At 61.4% G+C, this 26,168-nt stretch carries 26 protein-coding genes and 1 tRNA gene; 11 read left to right on the top strand and 16 right to left on the bottom strand.

Annotation, left to right across the window (positions count from 1 at the left end):
• Positions 1-1,222: 1,222 nt before the first annotated feature.
• Together BN1188_RS10575 and BN1188_RS10570 are read right to left on the bottom strand one after the other, a co-directional pair.
• Positions 1,223-1,594, bottom strand: coding sequence for a hypothetical protein (locus BN1188_RS10575; RefSeq protein WP_040261348.1), 372 nt, complete (start codon positions 1,592-1,594; stop codon positions 1,223-1,225).
• A complete protein-coding gene (locus BN1188_RS10570; protein WP_040261347.1) occupies positions 1,591-2,565 on the bottom strand; it encodes a hypothetical protein in 975 nt (324 codons plus the stop codon). Before BN1188_RS10570 ends, BN1188_RS10575 begins: the two co-directional genes overlap by 4 nt.
• 828 nt (positions 2,566-3,393) lie before the next feature.
• On the opposite strand from BN1188_RS10570, the gene BN1188_RS10565 reads away from it, so the two are divergent.
• Complete coding sequence (locus BN1188_RS10565; RefSeq protein WP_148485247.1) at positions 3,394-3,807, top strand: hypothetical protein; 414 nt, start codon at positions 3,394-3,396, stop codon at positions 3,805-3,807.
• A 91-nt stretch (positions 3,808-3,898) separates the two neighbouring features.
• Here BN1188_RS10565 and ychF read toward each other — a convergent pair whose 3' ends face one another.
• The 8 genes from ychF to BN1188_RS10525 form a co-directional block, all read right to left on the bottom strand.
• Positions 3,899-4,999: a redox-regulated ATPase YchF gene (ychF, locus tag BN1188_RS10560; RefSeq protein WP_040261345.1), complete on the bottom strand. Its 1,101-nt coding sequence runs from the start codon at positions 4,997-4,999 to the stop codon at positions 3,899-3,901.
• A 21-nt stretch (positions 5,000-5,020) separates the two neighbouring features.
• Positions 5,021-5,605, bottom strand: coding sequence for an aminoacyl-tRNA hydrolase (gene pth / locus BN1188_RS10555; RefSeq protein ID WP_040261344.1), 585 nt, complete (start codon positions 5,603-5,605; stop codon positions 5,021-5,023).
• Positions 5,606-5,675: 70 nt separating this feature from the next.
• Positions 5,676-6,281: a 50S ribosomal protein L25/general stress protein Ctc gene (locus tag BN1188_RS10550; RefSeq protein ID WP_040261343.1), complete on the bottom strand. Its 606-nt coding sequence runs from the start codon at positions 6,279-6,281 to the stop codon at positions 5,676-5,678.
• A 130-nt stretch (positions 6,282-6,411) separates the two neighbouring features.
• Positions 6,412-7,353 carry a ribose-phosphate pyrophosphokinase gene (locus BN1188_RS10545; RefSeq protein ID WP_040261476.1) on the bottom strand — a complete coding sequence of 314 codons (942 nt, stop codon included), beginning with the start codon at positions 7,351-7,353 and terminating at the stop codon, positions 6,412-6,414.
• Between the two features lie 45 nt (positions 7,354-7,398).
• Positions 7,399-7,473 (bottom strand) — tRNA-Gln (locus BN1188_RS10540).
• A gap of 34 nt (positions 7,474-7,507) precedes the next feature.
• Complete coding sequence (gene ispE, locus BN1188_RS10535; protein ID WP_040261342.1) at positions 7,508-8,359, bottom strand: 4-(cytidine 5'-diphospho)-2-C-methyl-D-erythritol kinase; 852 nt, start codon at positions 8,357-8,359, stop codon at positions 7,508-7,510.
• A 1-nt stretch (position 8,360) separates the two neighbouring features.
• Positions 8,361-8,978, bottom strand: a complete 618-nt coding sequence (gene lolB / locus BN1188_RS10530; protein ID WP_040261341.1) for a lipoprotein insertase outer membrane protein LolB — start codon at positions 8,976-8,978, stop codon at positions 8,361-8,363.
• A gap of 3 nt (positions 8,979-8,981) precedes the next feature.
• A complete protein-coding gene (locus BN1188_RS10525) occupies positions 8,982-10,715 on the bottom strand; it encodes a tetratricopeptide repeat protein (protein ID WP_040261340.1) in 1,734 nt (577 codons plus the stop codon).
• Between the two features lie 176 nt (positions 10,716-10,891).
• Between BN1188_RS10525 and hemA the strand changes: the two genes are divergently transcribed.
• The 6 genes from hemA (at position 10,892) to BN1188_RS10495 (ending at position 16,260) form a co-directional block, all read left to right on the top strand.
• The gene (gene hemA / locus BN1188_RS10520) at positions 10,892-12,169 is read left to right on the top strand and encodes a glutamyl-tRNA reductase (RefSeq protein ID WP_040261339.1); all 1,278 of its coding nucleotides are present in this window, start codon (positions 10,892-10,894) and stop codon (positions 12,167-12,169) included.
• Positions 12,166-13,248, top strand: a complete 1,083-nt coding sequence (gene prfA / locus BN1188_RS10515) for a peptide chain release factor 1 (protein WP_040261338.1) — start codon at positions 12,166-12,168, stop codon at positions 13,246-13,248. The genes hemA and prfA overlap by 4 nt, the downstream gene beginning before the upstream one ends.
• The gene (gene prmC, locus BN1188_RS10510) at positions 13,249-14,079 is read left to right on the top strand and encodes a peptide chain release factor N(5)-glutamine methyltransferase (RefSeq protein WP_040261337.1); all 831 of its coding nucleotides are present in this window, start codon (positions 13,249-13,251) and stop codon (positions 14,077-14,079) included.
• Positions 14,073-14,828: a molybdopterin-synthase adenylyltransferase MoeB gene (locus tag BN1188_RS10505; protein WP_040261336.1), complete on the top strand. Its 756-nt coding sequence runs from the start codon at positions 14,073-14,075 to the stop codon at positions 14,826-14,828. The genes prmC and BN1188_RS10505 overlap by 7 nt, the downstream gene beginning before the upstream one ends.
• On the top strand, positions 14,821-15,621 hold the full coding sequence (gene murI, locus BN1188_RS10500) for a glutamate racemase (protein WP_040261335.1): 801 nt from the start codon (positions 14,821-14,823) through the stop codon (positions 15,619-15,621). The genes BN1188_RS10505 and murI overlap by 8 nt, the downstream gene beginning before the upstream one ends.
• Positions 15,622-15,738: 117 nt before the next feature.
• Positions 15,739-16,260 carry an acyloxyacyl hydrolase gene (locus BN1188_RS10495; RefSeq protein ID WP_040261334.1) on the top strand — a complete coding sequence of 174 codons (522 nt, stop codon included), beginning with the start codon at positions 15,739-15,741 and terminating at the stop codon, positions 16,258-16,260.
• Between the two features lie 52 nt (positions 16,261-16,312).
• Here BN1188_RS10495 and BN1188_RS10490 read toward each other — a convergent pair whose 3' ends face one another.
• The 4 genes from BN1188_RS10490 to BN1188_RS10475 all read right to left on the bottom strand — a co-directional run bounded on the left by BN1188_RS10490 (position 16,313) and on the right by BN1188_RS10475 (position 20,806).
• Positions 16,313-17,755: a cryptochrome/photolyase family protein gene (locus BN1188_RS10490; protein ID WP_040261333.1), complete on the bottom strand. Its 1,443-nt coding sequence runs from the start codon at positions 17,753-17,755 to the stop codon at positions 16,313-16,315.
• A gap of 7 nt (positions 17,756-17,762) precedes the next feature.
• Positions 17,763-18,710: a MerR family transcriptional regulator gene (locus BN1188_RS10485; RefSeq protein ID WP_040261332.1), complete on the bottom strand. Its 948-nt coding sequence runs from the start codon at positions 18,708-18,710 to the stop codon at positions 17,763-17,765.
• 3 nt (positions 18,711-18,713) lie between these two features.
• Complete coding sequence (locus BN1188_RS10480) at positions 18,714-19,703, bottom strand: YbgA family protein (protein ID WP_052469231.1); 990 nt, start codon at positions 19,701-19,703, stop codon at positions 18,714-18,716.
• A gap of 116 nt (positions 19,704-19,819) precedes the next feature.
• Positions 19,820-20,806 (bottom strand): NAD(P)/FAD-dependent oxidoreductase, encoded by a 987-nt coding sequence (locus tag BN1188_RS10475; protein WP_040261331.1) that lies wholly within the window; start codon positions 20,804-20,806, stop codon positions 19,820-19,822.
• A gap of 200 nt (positions 20,807-21,006) precedes the next feature.
• Here BN1188_RS10475 and BN1188_RS10470 point away from each other — a divergent pair, with 200 nt between their 5' ends.
• Positions 21,007-21,909 carry a TIGR01777 family oxidoreductase gene (locus BN1188_RS10470; protein WP_040261330.1) on the top strand — a complete coding sequence of 301 codons (903 nt, stop codon included), beginning with the start codon at positions 21,007-21,009 and terminating at the stop codon, positions 21,907-21,909.
• A gap of 13 nt (positions 21,910-21,922) precedes the next feature.
• Positions 21,923-22,945 carry a ferrochelatase gene (hemH, locus tag BN1188_RS10465; RefSeq protein ID WP_040261329.1) on the top strand — a complete coding sequence of 341 codons (1,023 nt, stop codon included), beginning with the start codon at positions 21,923-21,925 and terminating at the stop codon, positions 22,943-22,945.
• 77 nt (positions 22,946-23,022) lie between these two features.
• On the opposite strand, the gene BN1188_RS10460 is transcribed toward hemH, so the two are convergent.
• Together BN1188_RS10460 and upp are read right to left on the bottom strand one after the other, a co-directional pair.
• Positions 23,023-24,270 (bottom strand): uracil-xanthine permease family protein, encoded by a 1,248-nt coding sequence (locus BN1188_RS10460; protein ID WP_040261328.1) that lies wholly within the window; start codon positions 24,268-24,270, stop codon positions 23,023-23,025.
• A gap of 2 nt (positions 24,271-24,272) precedes the next feature.
• Positions 24,273-24,911, bottom strand: coding sequence for a uracil phosphoribosyltransferase (gene upp, locus BN1188_RS10455; RefSeq protein ID WP_040261327.1), 639 nt, complete (start codon positions 24,909-24,911; stop codon positions 24,273-24,275).
• 151 nt (positions 24,912-25,062) lie between these two features.
• Here upp and BN1188_RS10450 point away from each other — a divergent pair, with 151 nt between their 5' ends.
• Both BN1188_RS10450 and BN1188_RS10445 read left to right on the top strand, forming a co-directional pair.
• Entirely contained in the window at positions 25,063-25,620 is a 558-nt protein-coding gene (locus tag BN1188_RS10450) for a hypoxanthine-guanine phosphoribosyltransferase (protein ID WP_040261326.1), read from the top strand.
• Positions 25,621-25,689: 69 nt separating this feature from the next.
• Positions 25,690-26,163, top strand: coding sequence for a hypothetical protein (locus BN1188_RS10445; RefSeq protein WP_040261325.1), 474 nt, complete (start codon positions 25,690-25,692; stop codon positions 26,161-26,163).
• Positions 26,164-26,168: the final 5 nt, after the last annotated feature.

The following is a 26,168-nucleotide window of genomic DNA, read 5'->3' as shown; positions in this document are numbered from 1 at the left end:
TGCCGAACCGCCTACTGCTAGCTAGTCATGGTTCAAGGCAGGCGTAGTTAAAAATGATAAGTGCTATACCTGTTATGCACTGCACGTATAACACACTGACCAATACCCACCTTGTTCTGGTTGGGAAACGTTTAACTTCGTTAATGTCGATAAGGCCCTTATTCACGAAAATTCTGGGTATCGCCAGCACCCACGCAATCAGACCTGTGCGCAGCAACTTGCCTGGAAGGCCTCCGTGTCGAAACAGTATCCTGTTTTCTACTATAAAAATACAGTTGGGAAGGAGTGCTTCATAATGCTCAATATATCTGTGTGCGATGTAACTTTGTACAGTAATTGACGTTATCATGGGTGCCATAATTAAAAAGGCGACCACAGCAATATAAGTTTCATTCATTCTATTGCTTCCCTATATGACCTTCGCCAGCCTTTTCCATCGCGGCGCCCGGGACAGCGCTCGAACAGCTGTTCATTTAAGCTTCATCAGGCGCTAAGAAATTTTCGCTCCAGAACAGCAGTCTGTGCGCACCTTGCAAAAACCCGTTGGAAAACTCGGATTCAAAAACGGAATGCTAGGGCCTAGGCAGGACATGATGCGAGACGATAAGAGCTAACACCAATATAAAATGTATGATCAAAATGCTAACCGGAAGCCGCTTCTCGCGCGGCGGAAAGCGTTTCACTTCATCCAGATCGATCCCGCCCCGGCGCATGAAGATGTGCGGTACTGCTAACACTATAGAGATCATTCCTGTGCGTAATACCTTGCCGGGAAGCCCCGCGTGTCTAAACGTTCGTTTATTATCAGTCACGAAAATACAGTTCGGCAAAAACGATTCAAAGTGTTCAGTGTACCTGTGCGCGATATAAGCGTGTACAATCATGGTGAGCTACATAGAAGCGATAATGATGAATGCATTTATTGCTATATTAGTATCATTCACTCGAATACCTCCCGGTAGATCTTGCTCCCAGAAATTTCGCCCGGCTCGCTACCGTAATCACCTTATATCTTGCCACTCACGGCTCCCCCAGGGACGGCATATGTTAGCCCTGCAGTGCCAGCTGTGCCACGTCCTGAAGCTATACAAATATCTGACCCCAGCCTGGCTTCCGGCACGTTCAAGCATCATATTGAAAAATTCGAGGGATTATCATGCAAGGTATTGGTAGGTACTATCGTCGATGGATGTTCCGGGGCGATCCGTTTACCGCTAGCAGGTCATGGTTCAAGGCACACATAGTTAAAAATCACAAGTGCTATAAGGGTTACGCACTGCACGTATAACACACTGACCAATAATCGCTTAGTTCTGGGGGGGAATCGTTTAACCTCATCCAAGTCTATAAAGCCCTTCTTTACGAAAATTCCCGGTATTGCCAGAACCCAGGCGATCAACCCTGTGCGCATTAATTTTCCTGGAAGGCCTCCATTTTGAAATAGCGTTCTATTCTCTATGATAAAACTACAGTTAGGAAGGAGTGCTTCATAATCCTCAATGTGCCTGTGTGCGATGTAGCTTTGTACAATAATTGAAGTTATCATGGGCGCCATAATAAAAAAGGCAATCAATCCGATGAAGGTATCGCTCATTCGGTTACCTCCATATAAACTAGGCTGCCTAGCGCTTTAGCTCCCTTGCCTCCTAAATCGCCAAAAACCATACCCCCGACGGCTCCTCCGAGGACCGCACAACCTATCGCTCCGATGCCGCCTGTGGTTGCTCCCAGAGCGAAGCCACAGATCAATCGCCCTGCGTGGCCTCCTATTTGCCCTCCAACAGCGCCGCCTCCCAAACTACCGACCAAAGCCGAGCTTTCAACGTATTTGGCACGTCGGCATTCCTCTTCCCGGCCTTCGGTGCAGGCTTTATGAATCTCCAAGGCTGTGGAGGCCATATCCAGCGGGATACCAATGTAAGCGCCTTTCTTTGCCAAATTCGATGCTCTCGCAACACCGAAGACTTTATCGGCGTAGCCTGCTATCTCACCGTGGTGCAGAAAGCTTTTGGTCGAAAGGCCCAGCGCATGCTTGATTTTTCCTTTTTTACGCAGGCCTGACCCATAAGCTGCGATGCTGCTCAACTGCTCTTCCAGTTTCATGAACAGCGCCGTTCGTTTTGCGTAGAAGGCGTCGCGCCCTGACGGGCCGGAACGCAGATAGTCGTGGTGCGCTGCCTTGATTTCCTTGAGGGTTGACAGGATATTGTTAAGGTGTCTGCTCCATCCATCGCTGGCCGCGCCTATGCCGATAGCGGCATTGGCCAGTACATCTTGTAATAGATCGAAGTTCTCCAGGAAGAAATCATCGTCCTCTACACCGCTCGCCAACAGGCTGGAGTGTACGTAAGCCGCCTTGCCCATCAGGAATGCTTCGTGGCTGGTGCAGGAGGGGGTGGTCGGGTCGCCGATGATGACCAGCTCTCCCGCCAGGACCACGCTGTTGACAATATGGCCATTGAGAACATCGAACTTTGCCCGGGCATGCCCGGAGACAGGGGTAGAGGCCTTCAAAGCCGGATAAGACTGCGTTCTGTGATTGATGAAGCTGCGTGCTTGAGACATGGCTGTACCTTGCACATAGTTATTATGATGTATTTGGCCCCATCCGTGGGGCGCTTTCCGCCAGCGCTACCGCTGGACCATTGCTCCGTCGTTGGGCGTTGGCTCTAAACTTCGTGATAAGGCGCTATAGCCTATCGGTAAGGCGAGACCTGTACGTTGATCTTGGTCAACGAGTGAGCCCGAATAAAGGAAATATGCGAAGCTTGGCTCTTTTTGTATTGCCACTCTGGTTGAATATTCACCCTTAGTGTCAGCAGTAAAGGTGGTTAATAGTGGTCCAGAAGGGTGACTGCCTATACCCTGGGTTACGCAACCGCTCGGTATTCAATTGCGCCGAACAGATCCTTACATGGGAGGAGGGTGTTGTCTATTATGAGAGGGCGGCTGTTTGCAACTTAAAATTTCGATTGTCGCTACGGGGCTAAATAACCCCATGTCTTCCGGGCGCGCAAGTTCAGGCCTTCGCCAAGGGCTGCCTGCATGTCCTTGCGGCTGATGTCCGCATATGCCTCGTGGTCCATGACCAGGCGCAGGGATTCATGCCGGTCGCCCTGGGGGTCGTTGAGGTTGGCACTAAATGATGTCGGTATGGCTAGGCAGCTCTGTGGCCACCTGCTCTGCTGCGCGGACGGATGCGCTTGATGCCAGCGCTCAGGTGCTGCGGCTGCTCCTGCTGGTCGTGACGCTTGATAGGGCGCTCGATGATGCCTGCCACGCGGAGCCAGTCGGCGCAAGCTGGTGCCATTGATAGCTGTAAGCGAGCAGGGCTGTTCCCTAGATTGAGGTTTCACTGGCCGCATGGCCTGAATCAAGATGGAGGACAGTTTTATGCGCATTCAGGATTTGAAAAGGCAGCCCCAGGAAAACGCTCAGGTGTCTATAAAGGCGCAAGGGCCGCGCGGGGCTTTCAACTCGACCGAATCGGGGGTCTACACAGTTAATAACGAATTGCACGTCTGGGGGCTCCAGGGAGACCCTGAAGGGCAATACCAATTCATCTTCCTGAGTATCCCTGACGGGACGCCCAATGGCGAACATAAAATCGTCCCGGGAGGCGAGCGCGGGGTCCATGCAGTGTTCGGGACAGAGGAAGGCACTGCCGATGCAACCAAAGGTGCCATAACCCTCGCCTACCAAGGCAATAATTTGAAGGATGCCTCCTTCGTTTACCAAGGCGTTTTCGAGAATGGCAGGCCCTACGACATTTCCAACGGCACTCTGAGCGTCAGCTGGAGACTTTGAGCCCAACGTACTTGCCCATGAAGTAGCTACTTCAAAAACAAACCCCCTGCCGGTTGTTCACCGACAGGGGGCTTGAGCAAAGCTTGTAGCGTCAGACGTTGAAGCGGAAGTGCATGACATCGCCATCTTTCACGATGTATTCCTTGCCTTCCAGGCGCCATTTGCCCGCTTCCTTGGCACCGGCTTCGCCGTTGTACTGGATGAAGTCGTCATAGGCGACCACTTCGGCACGGATGAAGCCTTTTTCGAAGTCGGTATGGATGACAGCGGCGGCCTGTGGGGCGGTGGCGCCAATGCGCACGGTCCAGGCGCGGACCTCTTTCACACCCGCGGTGAAATAGGTTTGCAGATTGAGCAGGGAATAGCCGGCACGGATTACCCGGTTCAGGCCTGGCTCTTCCAACCCCAGGGATTCCAGGAACATGTCCTTTTCTTCACCGTCGTCGAGCTCGGCGATTTCCGCTTCGATCTTGTTGCACACCGGCACCACGATCGCGCCTTCCTCCTCGGCAATGGCCTTGACCACGTCCAGGTGCGGGTTGTTCTCGAAGCCGTCTTCGGCCACGTTCGCGATGTACATCACCGGCTTGCTGGTCAGCAGGTGGAAACCGCGGATCAACTGCTTCTCGTCGACGCTCATGCCCTTCATCAGGCTACGGGCCGGCTTGCCTTCGGTAAAGTGCGGAATCAGACGCTCGAGCACGGCCTTCTGGGCCAGCGCATCCTTGTCGCCGCCCTTGGCGTTGCGGGCGACCTTTTGCAGTTGCTTCTCGCAGCTGTCCAGGTCAGCGAAGATCAGTTCCAGGTCGATGATCTCGATGTCACGCTTCGGGTCCACGCTGTTGGAGACGTGAATCACGTTCTCGTCTTCGAAGCAGCGCACCACATGAGCGATGGCGTCGGTTTCGCGGATGTTGGCCAGGAACTTGTTGCCCAGGCCTTCGCCCTTGGAGGCGCCGGCCACCAAGCCGGCGATATCCACGAATTCCATGGTGGTAGGAATCACCCGCTCGGGCTTGACGATGGCAGCCAGCGCATCGAGGCGCGTGTCGGGCATGGGCACGACGCCGCTGTTTGGCTCGATGGTGCAGAAGGGGAAGTTTTCCGCGGCGATACCGGACTTGGTCAGCGCGTTGAACAGGGTGGACTTGCCTACGTTAGGCAGGCCGACGATGCCGCAATTGAAACCCATGGTGCAACCCTCTTCGTGAAGTCAGGCCTTCTGGCTGTGCAGCGTTCTCATCGCCCGGGCCCAATCCCCGGCGAGAATGTCTGGCAGCACGCCGAGGGCGAAATCGATACTGGCGTCGAGTTTATCCTGCTCGGTGCGTGGCGCGCGGCCGAGCACGAAACCCGAAACCTTGCTGGCGTCGCCCGGGTGGCCGATGCCAAGCCGCAGGCGGTGGAAACCATTCTGGTTGCCCAGCTGCGCGATGATGTCGCGCAAGCCGTTGTGCCCACCGTGGCCACCGCCCTGCTTGAGCTTGGCCACGCCGGGCGGAATGTCGAGTTCGTCGTGAGCCACCAGGATCGCGTCCACGGGGATGCGATAGAAACCGGCAAGCGCGGCCACGGCCTGTCCGCTGCGGTTCATGTAGGTGGTGGGGATCAACAGGCGAACATCCTGACCTTTATGGCTGAAACGCCCGGTCAGGCCAAAGAATTTGCGCTCCGGTACCAGGCTGACGTTCTGGTCACGGGCAATACGCTCAACGAAAAAGGCCCCTGCGTTATGCCGGGTCTGTTCGTATTCGGGGCCGGGGTTACCCAGGCCAACGATCAACTGGATGGCGGTCACGAGGGGCCTTTCCTTATCGCTCGAAGCAGGGCGGCAGCGTGATGCAGGCCGCCCCGGGCAGGCTCACTGATTACTCAGCGGAACCTTCGCCTGCTTCTTCAGCCTGTACGCGTGGCGCGTGGACGTTGGCCACGGCCAGGTCGTTGCCATGGGCCAGAGCGACGAACTCGACGCCAGCAGGCGCCTTGAGGTCGGACAGGTGCACGATGGTGCCGACTTCAGCGTTGGCCATGTCGACTTCGATGAACTCGGGCAGGTCTTTCGGCAGGCAGGAGATTTCCAGTTCCGAAACGGTATGGGAGATCTCGCCACCTTTCTTGACGGCAGCTTCCTGATTGATGAAGTGCAGCGGTACGGTGGCGGTCAGCTTCTGGCCGGCAACGACGCGAACGAAGTCGGCGTGCATGACGTGACCCTTGGCAGGGTGACGCTGCAGTGCCTTGATGATCACGTTCTGCTTGGTGCCACCAACGTTCAGCTCGATCACGTGAGCGTAGGCCGCTTCGTTTTCCAGCAGCTTGGCAACTTCCTTGGCCAGCAGGGTGATGGACTCAGGGGCCTGCTCGCCACCGTAGACAACGGCAGGAACCTGAGGCGCAGCGTTACGACGCAGGCGGCGGCTCGCACCTTTCCCCAGGTCGGAACGCGATTCGGCGTTAAGAATGAAATCAGTCATGTTGTTTCTCCAAAGTGGCCCCGACCCATCAGCGTTTGCGACCAGCGCGGGTGGGGAGGGCAAAAAAGCCCCGCCCGGACAAATGTCGGGGCGGGGCATCTTCGTCAGCGGTGTGGCATAAGCCTCGGGCTTAGCGGAACATCGCGCTGATCGATTCTTCGTTGCTGATGCGGCGAACCGCTTCGGCGACGACGGGTGCGATATCCAGCTGGCGGATACGCGAACACGCTTGGGCCGCGGCGGACAGCGGGATGGTGTTGGTCACCACCAGTTCGTCCAGCACGGAGTTTTCAATGTTTTCGATGGCGCGGCCAGACAGTACCGGGTGGGTGCTGTAGGCATAGACCTTGGCGGCGCCATGGTCTTTCAGGGCCTTGGCCGCGTGGCACAGGGTGCCGGCGGTGTCGACCATGTCATCGACCAGGATGCAGGTGCGGCCTTCCACGTCACCGATGATGTGCATCACCTCGGAGTGGTTGGCTTTCTCGCGGCGCTTGTCGATGATACCCAGGTCGACGCCCAGGGACTTGGCAACAGCGCGTGCGCGCACGACGCCGCCGATGTCCGGGGACACGATCATGAGGTTCTCGAAACGCTGGTCTTCGATATCGTCCACCAGCACGGGGGAGCCGTAGATGTTGTCCACGGGGATATCGAAGAAGCCCTGGATCTGGTCAGCGTGCAGGTCGACCGTGAGCACGCGGTCGATACCGACCACGGTCAGCATGTCGGCCACCACCTTGGCGCTGATCGCTACCCGGGCCGAACGAGGACGACGGTCCTGGCGGGCATAGCCGAAGTAGGGGATCACCGCGGTGATACGCGACGCGGAGGAACGACGGAAGGCATCTGCCATCACGACCAGTTCCATCAAGTTGTCATTGGTTGGTGCGCAAGTCGGCTGAATGATGAAAACGTCCTTACCACGTACGTTTTCATTGATTTCAGTGCTTATTTCGCCATCGGAGAACTTGCCGACGGAGACGTCACCCAGTGGAATGTGCAGCTGACGTACGACACGCCGAGCCAGATCGGGGTTAGCATTCCCCGTAAAGACCATCATCTTGGACACGCGCAGTACCTGCCGGCTGGGGTATACCTGGATGAGTATAGAAAATGGCAGGGGCGGCTGGATTCGAACCAACGCATGGCAGGATCAAAACCTGCTGCCTTACCGCTTGGCGACGCCCCTGTGGCGGATCATCGAGTGCCGAGCACTCGCTTCTTTAGGACAGGATTTTCAGCTTGCGATGCAACATCGAAACGTTGCATCCCTTTGCCACAAACCCTGTGATGGTACCTGTTAGAAGGGCCAGAACTTTATCAGCTTCAGCTTTGTTTGGGAAGGCCCCAAACACACAACTTCCAGTACCGGTGAGCTTAGCAGAAGTAAATTTACTTAGCAAACTCAAAGCGTTACGTACATCTGGATAACGCTGCTCTACGATGGGTTGGCAGTCATTTCTGCTGTTTCCCCTGAGAACGGAGCGCACTTTAATGGCGGGAGAGTCACGTGTCAACAGTGGATCTGAAAAAATTTCTGCTGTACTTACAGTGACTTGCGGAACGAGCACGACATACCAGGGTTCCTCGGGCTCCACGGGGGTGAGTTTCTCGCCTACGCCCTCGGCGAAGGCAGCCCGCCCGCGCACGAAAACCGGCACGTCGGCGCCCAGGGTGAGCCCCAGGGCGGCGAGGCGATCCTCGGTCCAGTCCAGTTGCCAGAGACGGTCCAAGGCCAGCAGGGTAGTGGCGGCGTCTGAGCTGCCGCCCCCGATGCCACCGCCCATGGGTAGTACCTTGCGCAGCCAGATGTCCGCGCCGAGAGGCGTGCCGGCCTCGGCCTGCAAGCGGCGAGCCGCCTTGACCACCAGGTTGCTGTCGTGGGGCACGCCGTCCAACGCGCCATGTAGATGGATCACGCCGTCGTCTCTCAAAGCAAAATCCAGTTCATCGCCATGGTCGAGAAACTGGAACAGCGTCTGAAGCTCATGGTAACCGTCCGGACGGCGCCCCAGAATATGCAGCATCAGGTTGAGCTTGGCCGGCGCGGGCAGGGTCAGTCGAGTCGCGTTCATTTCAGCGCCCCAACTGGCGGGGCTGCCAGTCCTTGATCACAAGCGTGACGTCCAGATCCTGCCCATGGACTTTCAGGCGCTCCGGCAACCAGTAGTTGCCTTGTTGGCTGTAGCGAGTGTATTCCACTGTCCAGCCGTCCTGTTCGAGCCGTGCCAGCCGGCTGTCGCTGTCCAGCACCACAGTACTCTTGCCTTCCGGGGCAGGCAGGCCGCGCACCCAGTACACCAGGTTGCCCACCGGCAGGCGCCAGCCCAGTTGCGCCTGTAGCAGCTCCTCAGGGGTTGGAGCCTGGTAACGTCCCTGGTTGGCGACCTCCAAGGTGACTTGCCCGGGGTGACCGGTGAGGCGCGCGGCCCCGCGGCCCAAGGGGCCGGACAAGCGGATGTCGTAATAATCGTTGCGCTGCAGCCAGTACAGGGTGCCGCTGCCCGAGTCGCTCGGCGCGCGGATACCCACCTTGCCATTGATTTCCCAGCCGTTCACCGTGGCGGTCAGGGCCTTGTGGTCACGCCAGGCCTGGGCGTCGCCCTGGCCTTGCACGGCTTCCTTGGGTCCCAGTCCGGCGCAGCCGGCGAGCAAGGCGAGGAGGGTGACAGCGATACAGTGGCGCAAAAACATGAGTCAGAGCTTCTCGGATCCGGTAAGGCGCAGCAGGGTGCTGCGCAAGGCAGGGCTGTCAGGCTGGTCTTTGAGGGCAGTGCCCCAAACCCGGCGGGCTTCCCGTTGTTTGCCCTGGGCCCAGAGTACTTCTCCCAGGTGGGCAGCCACTTCGTGGTCCGGGTAGCGTTCCAGGGCCTGGCGCAGGTAGCGCTCGGCCTCATCGAGGTTGCCCAGGCGATAGTTGACCCAGCCCAGGCTGTCCAGTACGGCCGGGTCTTCCGGGTTCAGCCGGTGAGCCTTCTCGATCAGTTCCTTGGCCTCGGCATAGCGGGTAGTGCGATCCGACAGGGTATAGCCCAGGGCGTTGAGGGCCATGGCGTTGTCCGGCTCGCGGGCGATGATGCTGCGCAGGTCGTGCTCCAGCTGTCCCAGGTCGCCGCGCTTTTCAGCCAGCATGGCCCGGGTGTAGAGCAGGCTTGAATCGGTTGGGAACTGCCTCAGCCCTTGCTCCAGCGCTGCCCAGGCTCGCTCGACCTTGTCATTTTCGGCCAGTGTTTCAGCCTCGACCAGGTACAGCTGGGCGGCGTAGTCAGGGTTGGCGGACCGGCTTTCGGCCAGGCGACGGGCAGCTTCATCCGCCTGCCCATTGGCCACCAGGATATCGGCAAGGCGCAGTTGGGCGGGCAGGTAATCGGTGCCGGGAGTGACCAGGCCGTACTGTTCCAGCGCCCGTTGTGGCTGGCCTCGTTCCTCTGCCAGGCGGCCCAGGTTAAGGTGCGCCGAATCCACATGGGCGCCGCGCTCGACAAGGTCGTTCAGATGGCCTTCGGCTTCGTCCCACGCCTTGGCTTCAAGGCATACCAGCGCCAGCGAGTAGCGCAGCTCATCATCGTCAGGGTTCTGCTGCAGGAGCACCTGGAACTGTACCCGGGCGTCGTCGATGCGATTCTGCTCTACCAGGGTGCGGGCGTACGCCAGGCGCAGGCGCTTGTCATCCGGAGCCTTGCGCACGGCCTCGTCCAGCAGCGGCACGGCTTCGTCGCCGCGGTCCAGGTTCTGCAACAGGCGCGCCCGCAGTAGCAACGGGGCGATTTCACCTTCCTGAGGCGGGGTCGTTTCCAGCAGTTCCAGCGCCTGTTCGGCCTTGCCGTCCTGTTGCAGCAGCAACGCTTTGCCAAAGACCAGCTGGCTATTTCCCGGGTATTTGCCTAGCAGGCGCTCGAACCCTTGCAGCAAGCCGTTCCGGGTCGCCTGGTCGGTTTCCGCCGCGGAAAGCGCCAGGAAGTCGAAATGAGTGTCGCCCTTGCCCTGGAGTACTTTCTCCATATAGGCCATGGATTCGTCGTAGCGTCCGCCGCGGGCCAGCTGGATAGCGGCGGCGCGCTGGGCTTCCAGGTCGGCGGGTGCGTTGCGCGCCCAGATCAGGGAGGTTTGCAGCGCGGCCTGGTCAGCGCCCATGTACTCGGCAATGCGGAAGGCGCGCTCGGCGACTCCCGGGTCCTGGGTCTTGCTGGCCTGGGCCACGTAGTTGTCCAGGGCAATGTCGAAGCGGTTGCGCTGCCCGGCCAGTTCAGCGGCGAGCAGGCTATAGAGGGTGTCTTCACTGAACGAGCCGTAGACCACCGGCGGCGCTGGGGCCGGCGTGGGCGTAGGAGCCTCGGCGGCGGCGGGGGCCGCGGCTTCGCGGGTAGCCGCCCAGTTCTGGCAGCCTCCCAGCATGGCGAAGGCGAGGAGCAACGCGGGGGATGTTTTCATATAAGGAGAAATCGAGCGGCTGACCTGCGGTGGGAGGCATGATGACATAAGCCGTGGGGCAAACCCACATGAGCGGCTTTATCTCGTCCGTCTATTGGGACAATAGAGTCCGGTGGTTGTTCTGAGCCGGGCGAAGTAGGACAATTGCCGGCTCAGAATTTCTTCAGCGACAGTGCATGGCCTTCCTCGCCCTCGGTATCAACCACAAGACCGCTTCGGTAGACGTACGCGAGCGCGTGGCGTTCACGCCCGAGCAATTGGTGGAGGCCTTGCAGCAATTGTGCGAGCGCACCGGTACGCGGGAAGCGGCCATCCTGTCCACCTGCAATCGCAGCGAGCTGTACATCGAACAGTCCACCGCCGAGGCCCAGGCGGTGCTGGCCTGGTTGGCCGAGTATCACCAGTTGAGCGCCGAAGACCTTCGCGCCTGCGCCTATGTACATGAAGATGCGGACGCGGTGCGCCACATGATGCGCGTGGCCGCGGGCCTGGACTCACTGGTGCTGGGCGAGCCGCAGATCCTCGGCCAGATGAAATCGGCCTATGCGGTGGCGCGCGAAGCGGGCACCGTGGGGCCGTTGCTCGGGCGGCTGTTCCAGGCTACGTTCAACGCCGCCAAGCAGGTGCGCACCGACACGGCCATCGGCGAGAATCCGGTGTCGGTGGCGTTCGCGGCGGTCAGCCTGGCACGCCAGATCTTCACCGACCTGCAGCGCAGCCAGGCCCTGCTGATCGGTGCCGGGGAAACCATCACCCTGGTCGCCCGCCACTTGCATGAGCAAGGTGTGAAGCGGATCGTGGTCGCCAACCGGACCCTCGAGCGGGCCAAGCTGCTGGCCGAAGAGTTCGGTGCCCATGCAGTGCTGCTCGCCGACATCCCCCAGGAGCTGGTCAACAGCGATATCGTGATCAGTTCCACCGCCAGCCAGTTGCCGATCCTGGGTAAGGGCGCGGTGGAAAGCGCCTTGAAACAGCGGCGCCACAAGCCCATCTTCATGGTGGACATCGCCGTGCCCCGGGATATCGAGCCGGAGGTAGGCGAATTGGATGACGTCTACCTCTATACCGTGGACGACCTTCATGATGTGGTGGCCGAGAATCTCAAGAGCCGTCAGGGTGCGGCCCAGGCCGCGGAGGAAATGGTCGCCGAGGGCGTCAACGACTTCATGGCCCGGCTGCGGGAACTGGCGGCCGTGGATGTGCTGCGTGCCTATCGCCAGCAGGGGGAGCGGCTGCGCGACGAGGAATTGCAAAAGGCCCAGCGGCTGCTGGCCAATGGCGCCAACGCCGAAGATGTACTGGCCCAGCTGGCGCGGGGCTTGACCAACAAGCTGCTGCACGCCCCCAGCGTGCAGCTCAAGAAACTCTCCGCCGAAGGCCGCCTCGATGCGCTGGCCATGGCCCAAGAATTGTTTGCCCTCGATGAGGGCGCCACGGACAGACCCTTGCAATGAAAGCGTCACTGCTGAACAAACTCGATACCCTTCAGGAGCGCTACGAAGAGGTGACCGCGCTGCTTGGCGATGCGGAAGTCATTGCCGACCAGAATCGCTTCCGCGCCTTTTCCCGGGAATATGCCGAACTGAGTCCGGTAGTCGAAGCCTTTGCCCAGTGGCGCAAGGTCCAGGTCGACCTGGAGGGCGCCCAGGCGCTGCTCAAGGACAGTGACCCCGACCTGCGCGAAATGGCCCAGGAAGAGGTGCGTGATGGCAGGCAGCGCCTGGCCGAGCTGGAAGTCAGCCTGCAGCGCATGCTGTTGCCGAAGGACCCCAACGACGGCCGTAACGTCTTCCTGGAGATCCGCGCCGGTACCGGTGGCGACGAGGCGGCGATCTTCTCCGGCGACCTGTTCCGCATGTATTCGCGCTATGCCGAGAAGCGCGGCTGGCGCGTAGAGGTGCTTTCCGAAAGCGAGGGCGAGCACGGCGGTTTCAAGGAAGTGATCGCCCGCGTGGAGGGCGACAACGTCTACGCCAAGCTCAAGTTCGAGTCCGGTGCCCATCGTGTGCAGCGCGTGCCGGAAACCGAATCCCAAGGGCGCATCCACACCTCGGCCTGCACCGTGGCGGTGTTGCCAGAACCCGACGAGCAGGTAGCGGTGGAAATCAACCCGGCGGACCTGCGCGTGGACACCTATCGCAGCTCCGGCGCCGGCGGCCAGCACGTGAACAAGACCGACTCGGCCATCCGCATCACCCACCTGCCAACCGGTATCGTGGTCGAATGTCAGGAAGAGCGCTCCCAGCACAAGAACCGCGCCCGCGCCATGGCATGGCTGTCGGCCAAGCTCAACGACATGCAGACCAGCGCGGCGCAGAACGCCATCGCCAGCGAGCGCAAGCTGCTGGTGGGATCGGGCGACCGTTCCGAGCGCATCCGAACCTACAATTTTCCCCAGGGGCGGGTGACCGATCATCGGGTCAACCTGACGCTGTATTCCCTGGACGAAATCCTTGCCGGGGGTGTGGACGCGGTCATCGAGCCGCTGCTGGCCGAGTACCAGGCCGATCAACTGGCCGCTCTGGGGGACTGAATGACCATCATCGCCAGCCTGTTGCGTGACGCGCAGCTCCCCGAATCTCCCACGGCCCGCCTGGATGCCGAGCTGCTGTTGGCCGCTGCCCTGGGCAAGAATCGCAGCTACCTGCGTACCTGGCCGGAGCGGATCGTCAACAGCGAGGCCGCGCAGTTGTTCGCCTCCTACCTGCAACGGCGCCGCCTCGGCGAGCCGGTGGCCTATATCCTCGGCCAGCAAGGGTTCTGGTCGCTGGACCTGGAAGTCGCCCCGCATACGCTGATTCCGCGCCCTGAGACAGAATTGCTGGTGGAGCTGGCCCTGGCCTGCGTACCGCAACCCGAGGCCCGCACGCTAGACCTGGGCACCGGTACCGGGGCCATTGCCCTGGCCCTGGGCCGCGAGCGCGCCGGCTGGGAAGTGGTGGGCGTCGACCGCGTCGAAGACGCCGTGGCCCTCGCCGAGCGTAACCGCGAGCGGCTGGGGCTGACCAATGTCAGCATCCGCGCCAGCCATTGGTTCAGTGCCCTGCAGGGCGAGCGGTTCGACCTGATCGTCAGCAATCCTCCCTACATTCGCCAACAGGACCCACACCTGAGCGCTGGCGATGTGCGTTTCGAGCCGGCCAGCGCGCTGGTGTCGGGCAGCGATGGCCTGGATGACATCCGCCAGATCATCGCCGCCGCGCCCGAACACCTGCTGGCCGGAGGCTGGCTGCTGCTGGAACACGGTTACGATCAGGCCGCTCAGGTCCGCGAGTTGCTTGCCCGCCACGGGTTCGAGCAGATCGAAAGCCGAGAGGACCTCAGCGGCCATGAGCGCGTGACGCTGGGGCGACTGCCGTGCTGACCGATGAGGAACTGCTGCGCTACAGCCGGCAGGTCCTGCTGGCCCAGGTCGACGTGGCCGGGCAGCTCAAGCTCAAGGCAAGCCGTGTGCTGGTGGTGGGCCTGGGCGGGCTCGGTTCGCCAGTGGCGCTTTACCTGGCCGCCGCCGGGGTGGGCGAACTGCACCTGGCGGACTTCGACCGGGTAGACCTCACCAACCTGCAACGCCAGGTGCTGCACGACACCACCACCGTCGGCCTGCTCAAGGTAGATTCAGCCGTCGCACGTTTGCAGGCCATCAATCCCGACATCGCCCTGGTGCGTCATAGCCAAGCGCTGGATGCCGACAGCCTTGGCAATGTCGTGGCAGCCGTGGACCTGGTGCTCGATTGTTCGGACAACTTCACCACCCGCGAAGCGGTCAATGCGGCCTGCTTCGCCGCCGGCAAACCTCTGGTCAGCGGCGCGGCCATTCGCCTGGAAGGGCAACTGAGCGTTTTTGATCCGCGCCAGGCCCATAGCCCGTGCTACCACTGCCTCTATGGCCAGGGTAGCGAGGCCGAACTCAGTTGCAGCGAAGCGGGGGTGCTAGGGCCGGTCGTGGGGCTGGTCGGCAGCCTCCAGGCCCTGGAAACGCTGAAGATACTGGCGGGGTTCGGCGAGCCCCTGGTAGGTCGCTTGCTGCTGATCGATGCCGCCAGCGCGCGCTTTCGCGAGCTGCGCCTCAAGCGAGACCCTCATTGCCCGGTCTGCCAGGTGCGGCTTGGCTGAACAGGCCCAGGCGCCGGTCGGCGTCTTCGACTCCGGCGTCGGTGGGCTTTCCGTGCTGGCCGAGATACGCCAGCTGTTGCCCGGCGAGACGCTTTTCTACGTCGGGGACTGTGGCCATATCCCCTATGGCGAGAAAACCCCGGAATTCATTCGCGCCCGCTGCGTGGCCATTGCCGACGTCTTTCGCAGGCGAGGCGCCAAGGCCTTGGTGATAGCTTGCAATACCGCCACCGCCGCTGCCGCGACGGACCTGCGTGAGCGTTACCCCGGTTGGCCGATCATCGGCATGGAGCCGGCGGTAAAACCGGCCGCCGCGGCCACTCGCAACGGTATCGTTGGCGTGCTGGCGACTACTGGCACCTTGCAGAGCGCCCGCTTCGCCGCCTTGCTCGACCGTTTCGCCGCGGGTGTAACGGTAGTCACCCAGCCATGCCCAGGGTTGGTGGAACTGATCGAAAAAGGCAAGCTGGCCTCACCAGCGCTGAGGGCGATGCTCGCTGGCTACCTGACGCCGCTGCTGAAGGCAGGCTGCGATACGATCATACTTGGCTGTACCCACTATCCTTTCCTCAAGCCATTGCTGGCGGAGCTCCTGCCCGCGGATATCGCGATCGTGGACACAGGCGCGGCGGTTGCCCGTCAACTACAGCGGCTGCTCGCTCAGGCCGGAGTGCTCAACCCTGGCGCGGCGGGGGCTGTGCGCTACTGGACCAGCGGGCCTTGCGAGCAATTGAGTACCGTAGTGCGCGCCTTCGGTTTGCCTCCAGGCCTTGTCGAACTACTTGAAACGTGAAAAAGTTGTGAAAATTTGGTCTGTAAGCTTGAACTTACAAAGCGGCCATGTTTTCTAAGACGCAACGTTTGGCTGACCGTGCAACCGTTCGAGAAAAACATCAAAAAGGATGACCTCATGAAGAGAATGTTGGGTCTGGCCGCCATTGCAGCCATGGTTCTGGGGCATAGCCTGTCCGCTCAGGCAGGCCAGGGCGTATCGTTTTCGGTAGGGCAGACCGGCGAGTCCACCATGGTGTATCGCCTGGGCGTGCAATCGGATTGGGACAAGACCTGGTGGCAGAGCAACCTCGGCCATTTGACCGGCTATTGGGACGGCGCCTACACCTACTGGGAAGGCGATGAGCACTCCGGCAACAACAGCCTCTCCTTCGCGCCGGTGTTCGTGTATGAATTCGGCAATGGCTCGGTGAAGCCATTCATTGAGGCCGGCATTGGCGTCTCGGTGTTCTCCCAGACCCAGATCGAAGGCAACAAGCTGGGCTCGGCCTTCAACTTCGAAGATCGCCTTGGCCTGGGGGTGCGCTTTGGTGGCGGACATGAGGTGAGCGTTCGCGCGATCCACTATTCCAACGCCGGTATCAAAGAGCCTAACGACGGTATCGAAGCTTATTCGCTCAACTACCGCATGCCCATCTGAGGCATGAATGAAAAAGCGGCCAGAAGAGGCCGCTTTTTCGTTTTCAGGTCAGCTATCGAACGCGAGGCAGGTTCTTGAAAGCTGTCAGCGCGCGCGCCCGGCTCTCGCCCAGGTCTACCCGTGGCAACGGATAATCCCAGCCCGATGCAAGGCTTTGCCCGCGCGGAGGGAGATGAACCTCCTTCGGTGCCAGCGACTGCAATTCGGGCACCCAGTGCTTGATGAACACGCCCTGCGGGTCGAAGCGTGCCGACTGGCTGACGGGGTTGAACACGCGGAAATAGGGCACCGAATCGGTTCCAGTCGAAGCGCTCCACTGCCAACCACCGTTATTGGCTGCCAGTTCCCCATCGATCAGATGCCGCATGAAGTGGCGTTCCCCCAAGCGCCAGTCGATCAACAGGTTCTTGCTGAGAAACATTGCCGCAAGCATGCGCAATCGGTTGTGCATCCAGCCAATGGTCGCCATTTGCCGCATGGCGGCGTCGATGATGGGAATGCCGGTCCGGCCTTCGGCCCAGGCGGCGAAGTCCTCGGGTGCGTCTCGCCATGGCAGGGCTTCGGTATGGGGCTTGAAGGCTCGATGACGCGAGACCCGTGGGTATCCCACCAGGATATGTTTGTAAAATTCTCGCCAGATCAACTCGCCTACCCAGGTGGTCACCCCGACGCTGCCGCTATCCAGTTCTCCCTGATTGGCCCTCAGGGCCGCATGCAGGCATTGACGTACCGAGAGTACGCCCGCGTTCAGGTAGGCGGACAATTCGCTGGTGCCGGGGCGCGCGGGCAGGTCCCGAGCAACCTGGTAGTCGTCGATGATGCCGTCGACGAAGGCATCCAGGCGGCGCGAAGCTTCCTTGGCGCCCGCGGGCCAATGTTCGCGGATGACCTTCGATGCTGGAGCGAAGCCTTCGATCCACTCGGGTAACGGATCGCTGGGCAGATCGAGGGGCGCCTGTGCCCGGGGCTTGCCACCTATGCTGGGCAGCCCGTGGTAGAGCTGCTCCATGCAGGCACGGCGGAACTGTCCGAACACTTGGTAATAGCCGCCTGTGCGGGTGAGCACTGTACCGGGCCGAAACAGACTCTGGTCCAGGTGGCTGGAAAAACCGATACCCTGGGCTGTGAGCGCGGTTTGTACAGCCTGATCGCGGGCGCGCTCGTTGATCCCGTATTCTTCGTTGCAATGCACGGCAACTGCCCCGATTTTCTGGCAGAGGGTCGAGAGCAGGGCAGGGGCCTCTTTCCAGTAGTCAAGGGTCCGTACCAGCAAGGGAATGTTCAGCTTCGCCAACTGGGGCTGCAATGCGCGCAGGTTGCGCAGCCAGAAGTCGACCTTGCAGTCGGCGTCGTCGTGGGCCCGCCACTGGCCCGGGCTTATCACGAACAGGGCCACGGTGGGGCCCGTCTGGCAGGCGGCAAGCAAGGCGGGGTTATCTTCCAGTCGCAGGTCGGTACGCAGCCAAACCAGCTGGCGCGGGGAGGGATGGCTCATGAAATTCCTAGAACAGACTATGTTGCCGTAGCGTCAGATGCGCGGCCAAGGGGTCGCTGGCCTGGAGTAGCCCGCGCAGGTCAGCGCGTTCCTTGAGCGCCTGGCCATGAATGATCACGGCCGGCCCCGCCAGCATGACCGGGCAGGGGCAACCGGCCAAGACGCGAGCCAGGTTATCCAACTGCAGCGGGCGTGCTGAGTGAAGCACCAAGGCGCGGGCAGCCAGGCGGTCGATGGCCAGGGCTACTTCGCTTGCCGGCAAGGGCCAGTCGAGCACTTCGACCGGGCAATCGGCGCTACTGGCCAACCAGGCGGTCAGCCACAGCTCAGGGTCGAACGGGACCTCACTGTGCCTGATCAGCAGCAGTGGTGGCCCGCTCAGTTGACGGTTGTTGTGATAAAGCCGCGTACCTAGCTTACTGCGCAGCCAGCCGTGGAAAAACGCCTGCTCGAGCTGGGCGCCGTACTGGTGCTGCCAGCGCAGGTGCAAGTCGCTGAGCAGCGGCAGCATCAGGCGCTCGCACAAAGTAGCAGGTGGATAAAGGGCCATGGCCTGGTTGAACAGCTCGTCCAGCCGGCGTTCGGCGAGCTCGCCGATGGCACGTACGAGGTTTTCGCGCAGTGGCACCCAATCGCTGGGCGTGGGAGCCGCCAGGCGTTGTTCCGGGGTATCGAGCAAGGCCTTGATCTGGCTTACTGACACCCCTCGGTTCAACCACGTAAGCACCCTGTGAATGCGTTCAAGATGCCCTGGTGAATACAGCCGGTGCCCTTTGGGGGTACGATGCGGCACCACCAGCCCGTAGCGACGCTCCCAGGCGCGTAGCGTCACAGGGTTTACGCCGGTGCGCCTGGCTACTTCGCGTATCGGTAGCCAGCCCAGGGCCACGGCGTTGTCAGGCAGCGCAGTGTCAGCGCCAAGCGTATCGAAGTCGGGTTCCGGTAGTGCAGTCATAGGTCAGATCGCATTGCGCAGGCTCAAGGCCTCAGGGTGGGGTTGCAAGTACACCTGGTCGCGGATGTAGGGATGCGGATGCAAGCGGAACAGGTGCTTGAGCAAGGTCAGGGGCACTACCAGGGGTACCATGCCTTGCCGGTATTGACTGATCAGCTGCGCGACTTCCTGGCGGCCTGGGCTGTCCAGTGAGCTTCGCAGGTAACCTGCAATATGTTGAAGGACGTTGGCGTGTGTTCCCCGAGTGGCACAGCGACGCAAGGCAGCCATCAGCTGGCTGAAGTACCTGGGGGCGATCTCGTCGACCTCGGCCCGGCCCATCGAACCTAGCAGGCGGCCGAGCGCCTTGTACTGCTGAGGATGATTGGCCATGAGCTGGTATTTATAGCGAGCATGGAAAGCCAGCAGACGCCCCTTGGTCAAACCGGTAGCCAACAGTAGCTGCCATTGGGCGTAGGCATACACCCGTACCAGGAAATTCTCGCGCAGTACGGGGTCACACAGGCGACCGTCTTCTTCCACCGGCAGGTCAGGCCGCGCTGCGCAGAACGCCTGGGCGTACAGGCCGCGCCCGGTACCTGGCAGGGTGACGCCGTCTTCCCGGTAGACTTTCACCCGCTCAAGGCCACAGGAGGGTGATTTGTGCATGAAGATGTAGCCGCAGATATCTTCGAGCGAGCTGGCCATTTTCTCGCCATAACGGATCAGCGGCGCGGTGACATCCAGGCTCGCATGCACGCTGCCGCGGGCCTGGGGACGTTCAGGGTCGCCTACCAGGCGAATCGGCTCGCGTGGCACCCCCAGTCCCACTGCCACTTCGGGACAGACCGGCACGAAATCCATGTGTTCGCCCAGCACGCCCGTGCAAAACCTGGACACCTTGTGACCACCGTTGTAGCGCACTTCTTCGCCGACCAGGCAAGCGCTGATGGCCAACTTGGGGCGAAAACCCTCGGGCAAGGACGGCAGGTCCGCACTGGGACAATCACGCATGGCAACCTCGTGACAAGTTATACAAACTAATCTATTTGTACAGCAGCGCGATCATAGGTTCCATGCAATCCTTGTCAAGGCTCCGTTGGCAAGCCTCGGGCGATCCTGCCGGCTCGCTACTGCAGATGCTCGAGCAGGCGCCGGGCGGCCTCCTGGCCACTGAGCCAGGCGCCCTCCACCCGGCCGGACAAACACCAGTCGCCACAGGCATAGATGCCTAGGTCCGCATCCCCCAGCGCACCCCATTCATGATTGCCCGCAGGCCGCGCGTACAGCCAGCGATGAGCGAGGGCGAAGGAGGGCATCGGCACGGCGCAGCCGACCAGCTCGGCAAAAGCCCCATGCAGGTGCTCGATGACCGCTTCTCGGCTCAGGTCGATGTGTTCGCGGCTCCACTCGCTGGTGGCATGCAGTACCCAGGTATCGCCGGCACTGACGCGGCCCGGCTTGCTGCGATCGCGGGCCAGCCAGTCCAACGGACTGTCCTGCACGAAGCAGCCCTGCATGCGGGTGTCCAGCGGGGTGTCGAATCCCAGCGCCACCGCCCAGGTTGGGTCCATTTTCACGCCCGCCACCACTGCGGCCAGCTTGGGCGCGGCGGCCAGCAAAGGCGTAGCCTGCGGGGCGGGCACCGCGCATACGACCTGGCTGAAAGGCCCATGGCTGGCCCCCTCGCCATCGAGCAGGTGCCAGTAGTCCTTGCCTCGAAACACTTCCGTCACGCGACAGCCGTAGACGGCCGGAAAGTCACTGATCATGGCGCGAGTCAATGCGCCCATGCGCGGGGTGCCCACCCAGCGCGTCTGTTCGTCCGGCGAGGGACTGAGCTGTCCAGCCTTGGCGTTGAACAGCATCGGTGCCCATTCAGCGACGTGCCCTTCGGCTTGCCAGCTTTGCAGCTGGCTCACGAAGCGGCGGTCACGCGCGGTGAAGTATTGGGCGCCCAGGTCAAGCGAGCCGGCCTCGCTGCGCTTGCTTGACATGCGGCCGCCAGGGCCTCTGCTTTTATCAAAGATGTGTACGCGTTGGCCTGCCTTCACCAGTGCGCCGGCAGCGGACAACCCAGCGATGCCGGCGCCGATGATTGCGATTGGTACGGTCATAGTGCCCTCTTTACGAGTTCTCGAATGCCAGGCTTTTGCAATAAAACCTGTACAATCGGAAAAACTAGTATAAGCCTGGTTTCATTGTCTTCTGTCTGTCGGCCTATGGTTAATCTGAGATCGACCTTGGTAATTAGTGCCTCGCTCAAGCAAAAATAGACCAGCACCCATTGGTTTCAGGCGCAAGGAGAAAGACTGCTATGCACATCCTGCTGACCGGTGGCACCGGCTTGATCGGCACGCAGCTATGTCGGTACTGGGCAGGCTTGGGCCATCGCCTGACCCTGTGGAGCCGCCACCCGGAGCGAGTGGCCCAGCGCTGTGGCCACCAGGTACGCGCGGTAGGAGGGCTCGAAGAACTCCACAGCGAACCGGTGGATGCGGTGATCAACCTTGCCGGCGCGCCCATTGCCCAGCGCCCGTGGACACGGCACCGGCGCAATCTGCTATGGGCGAGCCGGGTGGCCCTTACCGAGCAATTGCTGGCGTGGCTCGATGTTCAGCCGCAGCGGCCACGACTACTGATTTCCGGCTCCGCCGTCGGCTGGTATGGGGATGGTGGTGAGCGGCAACTCGACGAGGACTCGCCGCCGGTCAGCGAAGACTTCGCCAGCCAGCTGTGCATCGCATGGGAAGAAACCGCCCAGCGTGCCCAAGCCCTCGGCATCCGGGTCGTGCTGCTGCGCACCGGGCTGGTGCTCAGCGCTGAAGGTGGAATGCTGCGCCAGCTGTTGCCCCCCTTCCGGCTCGGGCTCGGCGGGCCTTTGGGCAATGGTCGCCAGTGGATGCCCTGGGTGCACATCGCCGATCAAATCGCGTTGATTGATTTTTTGTTGAACGCCCCTGATGCCAGCGGTCCTTATAATGCCTGCGCGCCGCGACCGGTTCGTAACCGGGAGTTCGCCCGCCGCCTGGGCAAGGCGCTGCATCGGCCAGCGGTGATACCGATACCCGGCCTGGTGCTCAAGACGGGCTTGGGCGAGCTGTCCGGCTTGCTGCTCGGTGGGCAGCGGGTACGGCCCCGGCGTCTGGAAGAAGCCGGTTTCGAATTTGGATTTCCCGACCTGCAGCCAGCATTGGAAGACCTTTTGCACCGCTCATGAATTAGGACCCCGCATGACCACTCACGCTCTGTTGCTCGTCAACCTGGGCTCACCCGACGCCCCCGAGGTGGAGGCCGTACGGCGTTACCTCAATCAGTTCCTGATGGACCCTTACGTCATCGACCTGCCCTGGCCCCTGCGGCGCCTGCTGGTGTCCCTGATCCTCATACGGCGGCCGGAGCAATCGGCCCACGCCTACCACTCCATCTGGTGGGACCAGGGCTCGCCCCTGGTCGAGTTGACCCGTCGGTTGCAGGTCCAGATGCAGTCCCGCTGGGCCCATGGGCCGGTGGAGATCGCCATGCGCTACGGTGAACCCTCCATCGAGCGGGTGCTGGGCGAGCTGGCCAGCCGCGGCATCCAGACGGTGACCTTCGCGCCCCTTTATCCTCAGTTCGCTGACAGCACCGTGACCACCGCCGTGGAGCTTGCACGCCAGGTCATTCGGGAGCAGGGTTTGCCGCTCGTCCTGAAAATATTGCCGCCGTTCCATGATCAGCCAGCGTATCTCGACGCTCTTGCCGCCAGCGCGCAGCCCTGGCTGGAGCACGACTTCGACCATTTGCTGCTCAGTTTCCATGGCTTGCCGGAAAGCCATATCAAGAAGCTGCTTCCCAAGGGCAGCCGTCACTGTCTGACCGATGCGGACTGTTGCCGTGACGCGAACGCCGCAGAACGGGCCGTGTGCTATCGCGGCCAGTGTATCCAGACCGCCCGGGCATTCGCCGAACGCGTCGGCCTGCCGGAAGGCAAATGGTCCGTATCGTTCCAGTCGCGGCTGGGCAAGAACAAGTGGATCGAGCCTTATACCGAGGCCAGGCTGGATGCGCTGGCAGCCAAGGGTGTGAAGCGTCTGTTGGTGATGTGCCCAGCGTTCGTTGCCGACTGCATCGAAACCCTGGAGGAAATCGGCATCCGTGGCGCGGAGCAATTCAAGGAGGCCGGTGGCGAGGAACTGGTACTGGTGCCCTGCCTGAACGACAACAGCCAATGGGCCGATGCGCTGGCGTCCCTATGCGAGACCTTGCCTCGTTAGGCTGGTGAGGTCCCGGGCGCTATGAAAGCTGGCGAACGTGCATGGGCTATGCACGAATTCGCCAGCTCCCATTTCTGTCAGGCCGCGGGGCGGCGGTTCGGCAGCAGCAGGTTGAGGGCAATGGCCACCAGGGCGCACAGGGCGATGCCCTTGAGGCCAAAGTCGCTTGGGCCCGGACCGGTGCCGATCAGGACGCCGCCGATTCCAAAGACCAGGGTTACGGAAACGATCACCAGGTTGCGCGCTTCGCTCAGGTCAACCTGATGGCGAATCAGTGTGTTCATGCCTACCGCGGCAATGGAGCCGAACAGCAGGCAGAGAATCCCGCCCATTACCGGTACCGGGATGCTTTCGAGCAAGGCCCCGAATTTGCCGATGAACGCCAGGCTGATGGCGAAGATGGCCGCCCAGGTCATGATCTTCGGGTTGTAGTTCTTGGTCAGCATCACCGCGCCCGTGACCTCGGCGTAGGTGGTGTTGGGCGGGCCGCCGAACAGGCCGGCGGCGGTGGTGGCCAGTCCGTCTCCCAGAAGCGTGCGGTGCAGGCCTGGGGTGCGCAGGTAATCCTTGCCCGTCACGCTACCTACCGCGATCACGCCCCCGATGTGCTCGATGGCCGGCGCCAAGGCCACCGGGACAATGAACAGGATCGCCTGGAGATTGAACTCCGGGGCGGTGAAATGGGGCAGGCCGAACCAGGGCGCGGCGGCGATGCGCGCGGTATCGACCACGCCGAACCAGAACGCCAGGGCAAAGCCGACGATCACTCCGGCGAGAATGGGCACCAGGCGGAACAGGCCACGGCCGAACACGGCCACGATCAAGGTGGTCAGCAGGGCGGGCATCGAGATGAGCATGGCGGTTCGGTAGGGGATCAGCTCGCTGCCGTCGCCTGCCTTGCCCATGGCCATGTTGGCGGCGATCGGCGCCATGGCCAGGCCGATGGCGATGATCACCGGGCCGATTACCACCGGCGGCAATAGGCGATCGATGAAGCCTGTGCCCTTGATCTTCACGGCCAGGCCGAGGAAGGTGTACACAAAGCCGGCCGCCATTACGCCGCCCATGGTCGCGGCCAGGCCGAACTGCCCCTTGGCGAGGATGATAGGGGTGATGAAGGCAAAGCTGGAGGCCAGGAACACTGGCACCTGGCGGCCGGTGACCAGCTGGAACAGCAAGGTGCCGAGCCCGGCCGTGAAGAGCGCGACGTTCGGGTCCAGGCCGGTGATCAGCGGCATCAGCACCAGAGCGCCGAAGGCCACGAAAAGCATCTGGGCGCCGGAGATCACCTGTCGCCAGAGCGGATCTTTATACTCGTCCGACATGCTCAGGCGTCCTTCTGCTTGGTGCCGAAGATCTTGTCGCCCGCATCACCCAGGCCGGGGATGATATAGCCGTGTTCGTTGAGCTTCTGATCGATGGATGCCGTGTAGATCTGCACGTCCGGGTGAGCTTTTTCCACGGCCTCGATGCCTTCGGGCGCGGCCACCAGCACCATGGCGCGAATGTCCTTGCAGCCGGCTTTCTTGAGCAGGTCGATGGTGGCGACCATGGAGCCGCCGGTGGCCAGCATGGGATCGATGATCATCGCCAGGCGGGCCTCGATGCCGGTGGCCAGTTTTTCCAGGTAGGTGTGAGCCTGCAGGGTTTCTTCATTGCGGGCCACGCCGACGGCGCTTACCCGCGCGCCCGGGATCAGGCTGAGCACACCGTCGAGCATACCGATGCCGGCGCGCAGGATCGGCACCACGGTGATTTTCTTGCCGGCGATCTTCTCCGCCTGGACCGGGCCACACCAGCCGTCGATCTCATAGGTTTCCAGAGGCAGGTCCTTGGTGGCCTCGTACGTCAACAGAGCACCCACTTCCTGTGCAAGCTCGCGAAAATTCTTGGTGCTGATATCGGCACGGCGCATCAATCCCAGTTTATGACGGATCAGCGGGTGGCGGATTTCGCGAATGGGCATGGGAAAACATCTCCGAGGGGGGGCTGAAAAATGCGCGGTAGATTAATCTATCCACAGTCCAATGTCTGGACGTTAGTCCAGAAACCCTTGATTCGTTCGGCCCGGATGCGTACCTTTGCCGCCTTTTACCCGGACCCCCCTGGAGAGCGCCATGCCCGCAGATCTCGAGCACATTCGTCAAGTCATGCGCGAGGCTGACTGCCTGTACACCGAAGCCGAGGTGGAAGCGGCCATTTCCCGCGTGGGCCAGGAAATCTGCGCGCGCCTGGCTGACCGTAACCCGGTGGTGTTCTGCGTGATGAATGGCGGGCTGATCTTCGCCGGCAAACTGCTGACCCACCTGGACTTCCCTCTCGAGGCCAGCTACCTGCACGCCACTCGCTACCGCAACGAAACCCGTGGCGGCGACCTGTTCTGGAAAGCCAAGCCGGAAATCTCCTTCATCGATCGTGATGTGCTGATCATCGATGACATTCTGGATGAGGGGCATACCCTCAGCGCCATCATCGATTTCTGCCGTCACGCCGGGGCCAGCGCCGTGCATACAGCAGTGCTGATCGACAAGGCGCATGACCGCAAGGCCAGCCCGGACCTGAAGGCGGACTTCGTTGGCCTGCCGTGCGTAGACCGCTTCGTCTTCGGCTATGGCATGGACTACAAAGGCTACTGGCGCAACGCCGCCGGGATCTACGCGGTCCAGGGCCTGTAGGGCCGGCGCAGCCTATCCTTCGGCAGCGGTGATGGTGTTACAGTGGCAGGCCTCGCTTCGGAGCCTGCCATGCGCCTCGTTCTTCCCGCCTTGCTGATGCTTGCCTGTTCGATGCCCCTGGCGGCCGCGCCGCTGCATGAACAGTACCTGCCGCCGGACGACCAGGGGCTTCGCCAAGGCGAGCCGGAGCAGCAACAGTTGCTTCAGGTCACAGAGTTCAGCCTGGTGGCCGGCAACCAGCGCCTTTCCAACCAGCAGCCGATACCGGTCACTGCCCCCGTGGCCTTGCGACTCAAAGGCAAGCCGCTGAGCAAGGGCACTACCCTCAACCTGGTGATTGTCACCTTCGACGCCGAGAGCAAAAGCCTGAAGCGGCCGACGTTCGACGAACAAACCCGTGTACTGAGCCTGAGCTATCCACTGAACCAGTACCGCGTGCTCATGGACATGCTACGCAACGACCAGGTGTATGTGCAGTTTCTCACTTACCCCAACGGCCATGTCTGGGCCGACCTGCATACAGGGGCCGTCAAGGTCCGTTGAGCCTG

Origin of the sequence: Pseudomonas massiliensis, from assembly GCF_000826105.1 — a bacterium.
GTDB classification, from domain to species: domain Bacteria; phylum Pseudomonadota; class Gammaproteobacteria; order Pseudomonadales; family Pseudomonadaceae; genus Aquipseudomonas; species Aquipseudomonas massiliensis.
This window is presented reverse-complemented; position numbering and strand designations above follow the sequence as displayed.

Coding starts and splice junctions, on each gene's coding strand:
- BN1188_RS10575 (WP_040261348.1), bottom strand. CDS start 1,594: ATGAGCGATACCTTCATCGGATTGATTGCCTTTTTTATTATGGCGCCC.
- BN1188_RS10570 (WP_040261347.1), bottom strand. CDS start 2,565: ATGTCTCAAGCACGCAGCTTCATCAATCACAGAACGCAGTCTTATCCG.
- BN1188_RS10565 (WP_148485247.1), top strand. CDS start 3,394: ATGCGCATTCAGGATTTGAAAAGGCAGCCCCAGGAAAACGCTCAGGTG.
- ychF (WP_040261345.1), bottom strand. CDS start 4,999: ATGGGTTTCAATTGCGGCATCGTCGGCCTGCCTAACGTAGGCAAGTCC.
- BN1188_RS10550 (WP_040261343.1), bottom strand. CDS start 6,281: ATGACTGATTTCATTCTTAACGCCGAATCGCGTTCCGACCTGGGGAAA.
- ispE (WP_040261342.1), bottom strand. CDS start 8,359: ATGAACGCGACTCGACTGACCCTGCCCGCGCCGGCCAAGCTCAACCTG.
- lolB (WP_040261341.1), bottom strand. CDS start 8,978: ATGTTTTTGCGCCACTGTATCGCTGTCACCCTCCTCGCCTTGCTCGCC.
- BN1188_RS10525 (WP_040261340.1), bottom strand. CDS start 10,715: ATGAAAACATCCCCCGCGTTGCTCCTCGCCTTCGCCATGCTGGGAGGC.
- hemA (WP_040261339.1), top strand. CDS start 10,892: ATGGCCTTCCTCGCCCTCGGTATCAACCACAAGACCGCTTCGGTAGAC.
- prfA (WP_040261338.1), top strand. CDS start 12,166: ATGAAAGCGTCACTGCTGAACAAACTCGATACCCTTCAGGAGCGCTAC.
- prmC (WP_040261337.1), top strand. CDS start 13,249: ATGACCATCATCGCCAGCCTGTTGCGTGACGCGCAGCTCCCCGAATCT.
- BN1188_RS10495 (WP_040261334.1), top strand. CDS start 15,739: ATGAAGAGAATGTTGGGTCTGGCCGCCATTGCAGCCATGGTTCTGGGG.
- BN1188_RS10490 (WP_040261333.1), bottom strand. CDS start 17,755: ATGAGCCATCCCTCCCCGCGCCAGCTGGTTTGGCTGCGTACCGACCTG.
- BN1188_RS10485 (WP_040261332.1), bottom strand. CDS start 18,710: ATGACTGCACTACCGGAACCCGACTTCGATACGCTTGGCGCTGACACT.
- BN1188_RS10480 (WP_052469231.1), bottom strand. CDS start 19,703: ATGCGTGATTGTCCCAGTGCGGACCTGCCGTCCTTGCCCGAGGGTTTT.
- BN1188_RS10475 (WP_040261331.1), bottom strand. CDS start 20,806: ATGACCGTACCAATCGCAATCATCGGCGCCGGCATCGCTGGGTTGTCC.
- BN1188_RS10470 (WP_040261330.1), top strand. CDS start 21,007: ATGCACATCCTGCTGACCGGTGGCACCGGCTTGATCGGCACGCAGCTA.
- hemH (WP_040261329.1), top strand. CDS start 21,923: ATGACCACTCACGCTCTGTTGCTCGTCAACCTGGGCTCACCCGACGCC.
- BN1188_RS10460 (WP_040261328.1), bottom strand. CDS start 24,270: ATGTCGGACGAGTATAAAGATCCGCTCTGGCGACAGGTGATCTCCGGC.
- upp (WP_040261327.1), bottom strand. CDS start 24,911: ATGCCCATTCGCGAAATCCGCCACCCGCTGATCCGTCATAAACTGGGA.
- BN1188_RS10450 (WP_040261326.1), top strand. CDS start 25,063: ATGCCCGCAGATCTCGAGCACATTCGTCAAGTCATGCGCGAGGCTGAC.
- BN1188_RS10445 (WP_040261325.1), top strand. CDS start 25,690: ATGCGCCTCGTTCTTCCCGCCTTGCTGATGCTTGCCTGTTCGATGCCC.